This window comes from Mesorhizobium sp. M7A.F.Ca.AU.002.02.1.1 (assembly GCF_003998535.1).
GTDB lineage: Bacteria > Pseudomonadota > Alphaproteobacteria > Rhizobiales > Rhizobiaceae > Mesorhizobium > Mesorhizobium ciceri.
This window is the reverse complement of sequence record NZ_RZPB01000489.1, coordinates 1-4,688: the sequence shown is the minus strand read 5'-3', so window position 1 is coordinate 4,688 and position 4,688 is coordinate 1. Positions and strand designations below refer to the sequence as shown.

At 61.0% G+C, this 4,688-nt stretch carries 6 protein-coding genes; 4 read left to right on the top strand and 2 right to left on the bottom strand.

Features of this window, described 5'->3' with window-relative positions:
- The coding region (locus EN879_RS24835) for an FAD-dependent oxidoreductase (RefSeq protein WP_164774560.1) at nucleotides 1-352 on the bottom strand (352 nt) is incomplete at its 3' end.
- A 163-nt stretch (nucleotides 353-515) separates the two neighbouring features.
- Here EN879_RS24835 and EN879_RS24830 point away from each other — a divergent pair.
- A complete protein-coding gene (locus EN879_RS24830) occupies nucleotides 516-1,166 on the top strand; it encodes a 5-formyltetrahydrofolate cyclo-ligase (protein WP_082826460.1) in 651 nt (216 codons plus the stop codon).
- On the opposite strand, the gene EN879_RS24825 is transcribed toward EN879_RS24830, so the two are convergent.
- Nucleotides 1,163-1,636: an Lrp/AsnC family transcriptional regulator gene (locus EN879_RS24825; protein WP_013531467.1), complete on the bottom strand. Its 474-nt coding sequence runs from the start codon at nucleotides 1,634-1,636 to the stop codon at nucleotides 1,163-1,165. The genes EN879_RS24830 and EN879_RS24825 overlap by 4 nt on opposite strands.
- 156 nt (nucleotides 1,637-1,792) lie before the next feature.
- Between EN879_RS24825 and ald the strand changes: the two genes are divergently transcribed.
- From ald to EN879_RS39495, 3 genes are all read left to right on the top strand, one after another.
- Nucleotides 1,793-2,908, top strand: coding sequence for an alanine dehydrogenase (ald, locus tag EN879_RS24820; RefSeq protein ID WP_013531466.1), 1,116 nt, complete (start codon nucleotides 1,793-1,795; stop codon nucleotides 2,906-2,908).
- A 206-nt stretch (nucleotides 2,909-3,114) separates the two neighbouring features.
- Complete coding sequence (locus EN879_RS24815) at nucleotides 3,115-4,422, top strand: outer membrane beta-barrel protein (RefSeq protein ID WP_063168057.1); 1,308 nt, start codon at nucleotides 3,115-3,117, stop codon at nucleotides 4,420-4,422.
- Nucleotides 4,423-4,458: 36 nt separating this feature from the next.
- A partial coding sequence (locus EN879_RS39495) for a hypothetical protein (protein ID WP_206520997.1) occupies nucleotides 4,459-4,688 on the top strand: 230 nt, incomplete at its 3' end.

Below are 4,688 nucleotides of genomic sequence, written 5' to 3'. Positions count from 1 at the left end.
CGTCATGGCCGAAATAGGCGTGGCGGGCACCGGTGGCGAGCAGCAGCGTGTCGTAGGCGACCGCGCTGCCGTCATCGAGCAGCACGCGCTTGCCGGCGCGGTCGACACCGGTGACATTGGCGAGCAGCGTCGTCACATCCTTGCGCTTGCGCAGGAGGTGGCGGATCGGCCAGGCAACCTCGGAGGTGGCCAGCGCCGTCGTCGCCACCTGGTAGAGCAGCGGCTGGAAGAGGTGATGGTTGCGCTTGTCTATCATGGTGATGCGCACGGGAGCGCCGGCAAGCGCACGGGTGAACTCGAGGCCGCCGAACCCCGCGCCGACAACGACGACATGATGCCTGGCTTCGTTCATTTCGTTCACCTTGTTAGCAAGATTGCCTGTCCTGCATGTAGGTATTTTTGTGCAATGCAACAACAGATGGCCAGTGCCCGAGACTCGTCGTTGCATGTCGTGAATGCACATGTTGTATCGTATCGCGAGGTATAGCGTCATCGAACACGCGATGAGGTGAGGCATGGCCAACGATCGTGACGACGATGCTCCGGCGCAGTATTCTTCGCCGCCCTGTTTCATGCACGAACTCGATACGGAATTCCGTGCGCCTTCGAGCGACTGGACCGATGTGAGACGCTGGCGCAAGGCTGAGCGCGAACGCCTGATCGCCGCGCGTCTTGCTGTTTCGGCCGACGCGCGAACGGTAATGTCGCAACACATCGCCGATGGCCTCGACGCGGTAATCGGCGAGATCGCCGGCCGCATGGTCAGTCTCTACTGGCCGTTTCGCGGCGAGCCGGATTTGCGGCCTTGGATGACGTCCATAAACGAACGCGGCGGCCGCACCGCCCTGCCCATCGTCATCGAGAAGGGGCAGCCGCTGATCTTCCGCGCCTACAAAGCAGGCGACCGGCTGGAGAAAGGTGTCTGGAATATCCCGATCCCGGCCGAGGGCGATCCGGTGCTGCCGGACATCGTCATCTCGCCGATCGTCGGCATCGATCCCCTGAACTACCGCCTGGGTTATGGCGGCGGTTTCTTCGACCGTACGCTGGCAGCGATGCCGTTCAAGCCACTGGTCATCGGCGTCGGCTACGAGCTGCAGCGCATCGCGACCATCTACCCGCAGCCGCACGACATTCCGATGGATCGGGTGGTAACGGAGGCCTAGGCCATTTCCGGCTTCATGCCCATGGCGGTCCTGTCGACGATTTCGCGTAGCGCAAAGGACGAATTGATCTTGGTCACATGCGGCATCGCCGACAGCCATTCCTTGTGGATGCGCTCATAGTCGACGAGATCCTTCGCCGCGATCCGCAGGATGTAGTCGTATTCGCCCGACATCAGGTGACAGGACAGCACGTTCGGGCAGCGCTTGATCGCCGCCTCGAAATCCGACAGCGTCTTCTCGAACTGCCCCGACAGCGATATGTGCACGATCGCCGTCATCTGGTGGCCAAGTGCCGCATTGGAAAGCCGGGCGTGGTAGCCGCGAATGGTTCCGGATTTCTCCAGATTGTCGAGCCGGCGCGAACAGGCCGACTGCGACAGGCCGACCTTCTCGGCCAGCGCCGCATTGGGTATCCTGCCATCCTTCTGCAAAGCCTCGAGAATGGCGATATCGATCCTGTCGAGCGGCATTATTCGTGAATCCTGCGAATATCTTGCTGTTTCGCGCAACAATTATCGAAACCGGCCGGTGGGCGCAAGCGCATTCGCAAACACCTGCGCAACGATTCGTGGTTCACTCCAGCCATACAGGGAACGAGCCCAAAAGGGCCGGATCAGGAGAAGAAAATGCGCGTCGGCTGCCCCAAGGAAATCAAGAACCACGAATACCGCGTCGGCCTCACCCCCGGCTCGGTCCGCGAATATGTCGCCCATGGCCACGAAGTGCTGGTCGAGACCGGGGCCGGTGCCGGCATCGGCGCCGATGACAACGCCTATCGCGCCGCCGGCGCCACGATTGCCAAGACGGCCGCCGAGGTGTTCGCCAAGTCGGACATGATCGTCAAGGTCAAGGAGCCGCAGCCCAGCGAATGGGCGCAGCTTCGCGAAGGCCAGATCCTGTATACCTACCTCCACCTTGCTCCGGATCCGGAGCAGACCAAGGGCCTGCTTGCGTCCGGCGTGACGGCAATCGCCTACGAGACCGTGACCGACGACCGTGGCGGCCTGCCGCTGCTGGCGCCGATGTCGGAAGTTGCCGGACGCCTGTCGATCCAGGCCGGCGCCACGGCGCTGCAGAAGGCCAATGGCGGCCGCGGCGTGCTGCTGGGCGGCGTGCCCGGCGTGCTGCCCGGCAAGGTCACCGTGCTCGGCGGTGGCGTCGTCGGCCTGCACGCGGCCAGGATGGCGGCCGGCCTTGGCGCCGACGTCACCATCATCGACCGCTCGATCCCGAGATTGCGCCAGCTCGACGATCTCTTCGCCGGCCGCGTCCACACCCGTTACTCGACTGTCGAGGCGCTGGAAGAAGAGTGTTTTTCAGCCGACATCGTCGTCGGCGCGGTGCTGATCCCGGGTGCCGCGGCGCCAAAACTGGTTTCGCGCGAAATGCTGTCGGGCATGAAGAAAGGCTCGGTGCTGGTCGATGTCGCCATCGACCAGGGCGGCTGCTTCGAGACCTCGCACGCCACCACCCATGCCGACCCGACCTATGAGGTCGACGGCGTCATCCACTATTGCGTCGCCAACATGCCGGGTGCCGTGCCCGTCACGTCGGCCCACGCGCTCAACAACGCGACGCTTCACTACGGCCTGCAGCTCGCCGACAAGGGCCTGAAGGCGCTGGTCGACGATCATCACCTGCGCAACGGCCTCAATGTCCACAAGGGCAAGATCACCAACCGCGCAGTCGCCGAGGCGCTCGGCTACGAACTGGTCGAGCCGAAAGCGGTACTCGCCGCCTGATTTTCGCGAAAAACAGCTCCTTTCAATCCAGCCCGCCGGTTCCATGCCGGCGGGTTTTTTCTTGCGAGCCTGTTTTTCAGGCAAAGCATGGCGCCGAAAGATGTGACGCAACGGCACTTTGCTCATCATTGTTGCATATTTGTCATTCCCGTGCCGGCCGGTTCCCTGCTAGAGACATTCTGGGTTTACTCATGGGGTACGGGCATATGTTCATTCGCACATCCGCGAAATCTTTTCTTCTTGGTGCTGTTTCTGCTGTGGCTTTGATATCTGCTGCTCACGCAGCAGACGTCGTGCAGCCGGTAGAAGAAGCTGCCGGCTTTAACTGGAGCGGTCTATACGTTGGTTTTGGCGTCGGCGCCGGTGCCAACGTACACAAGCTCAGCAGCGATTTTATTCCAGTCTCGCTGAACGGCATTGGTGGCGAAGGCGTCTACGGTGAGCTGACGGTTGGCTATGACTATATGGTCGCGCCGCGGTTCCTCATCGGTGGTCTGCTGGACGCTCACGTCGGCAACATCGGGACCACGCTGGACATTACGGGATTCGACGCTTCGATCAAGGAAACCTACGGTTTCGACGCTGGCCTGCGTCTCGGCTATCTCTTGACGCCAAACACTCTGGGATACGTGCTGGGTGGCTATTCCTGGCAGAAGTACAAGCTCGATACGAACGCTGGCTTCGACTTTGATTGGGATCAGAGCGGGTATTTTGTCGGAGGTGGCATCGAAACGGCCATCAACAGCAATTGGACGATCAAGACTGAGTATCGCTATACGGGCTTCGGGACCAAGGACGATCTTCTTTCCGAGGCTGGCATCGTCGGGGTTCCGGACGGTCTCCTCAATCTTGACACCTCGCGCCATACTTTCCAGATCGCAGCCAATTACCGTTTCGGTGCCCAGAACGGCGGCGGTGCTGCCTTCGAGACGCCAGCCTACAACTGGACCGGCTTCTATATCGGCGGCGCTGGTGGTGCCGGTGCGTCCGTGCACCAGATCAACGTTCCGCCGCTCGGCGACCTGGAATTCAATGGTCTCGGTGGCGAAGGTGCCTTTGGTGAACTGAACGTCGGCTACGATCATGACTTCGGCAGCTGGGTCGCAGGCGTCATGGTCGATGCACGCTACTCCGGCATGACTTCCAAGCTGGATCTCGGCGGCGGATCGATCAACGTCGATACCGACTATGGGTTCGATGTGTTGGGCCGCGTTGGCATGAAGATGAACGAATCGACCCTTGCCTATGCGCTTGCCGGCTACAGCTGGCAGCATTTCGATCTGAACGCTTCCGACCCGATCGGCGACATCCTCGACTGGGGCTCCAGCGGCTTCTCGGTCGGTGGCGGACTGGAAACGGCTCTGTCCAGCAATGTCACCGTTGGCCTCGAATATCGCTATTCGCAGTTCGCCAAGAAGGACTTTTCTTCGGAATTCGGCGCACCTGACGACACCCTTACCTCGACTTCCTCTTTCCACACCGTGCGCCTCGGCGCGAAGTACAAGTTCAACTAAAAGGCCCTCCAGCCAAACAGTTGCAGCCCGTCGGCCATGCCGGCGGGCTTTTTTCTTGCGTGGAATACGTCTGCTCCAAACGCAGGCAACAAAAAAGCGGAGCCAAAGCCCCGCTTCCTCGATGACGAGATTTGCCGCCGGTTCATCCGCGGTCGGCAAATCGATCGACAATGGCTTTCTATCGCGACTATGCGACGGGAGTACGACAGCTGTTTCCAGCGGCTAATCTCCGCCTCAAGCGCGCTCGATCCGGCACTGGTAGCAAT

Bases quoted from the DNA above. Each gene is read 5' to 3' on its own strand.
- EN879_RS24830 (WP_082826460.1), top strand. From the start codon at position 516: ATGGCCAACGATCGTGACGACGATGCTCCGGCGCAGTATTCTTCGCCG.
- ald (WP_013531466.1), top strand. From the start codon at position 1,793: ATGCGCGTCGGCTGCCCCAAGGAAATCAAGAACCACGAATACCGCGTC.
- EN879_RS24825 (WP_013531467.1), bottom strand. From the start codon at position 1,636: ATGCCGCTCGACAGGATCGATATCGCCATTCTCGAGGCTTTGCAGAAG.
- EN879_RS24815 (WP_063168057.1), top strand. From the start codon at position 3,115: ATGTTCATTCGCACATCCGCGAAATCTTTTCTTCTTGGTGCTGTTTCT.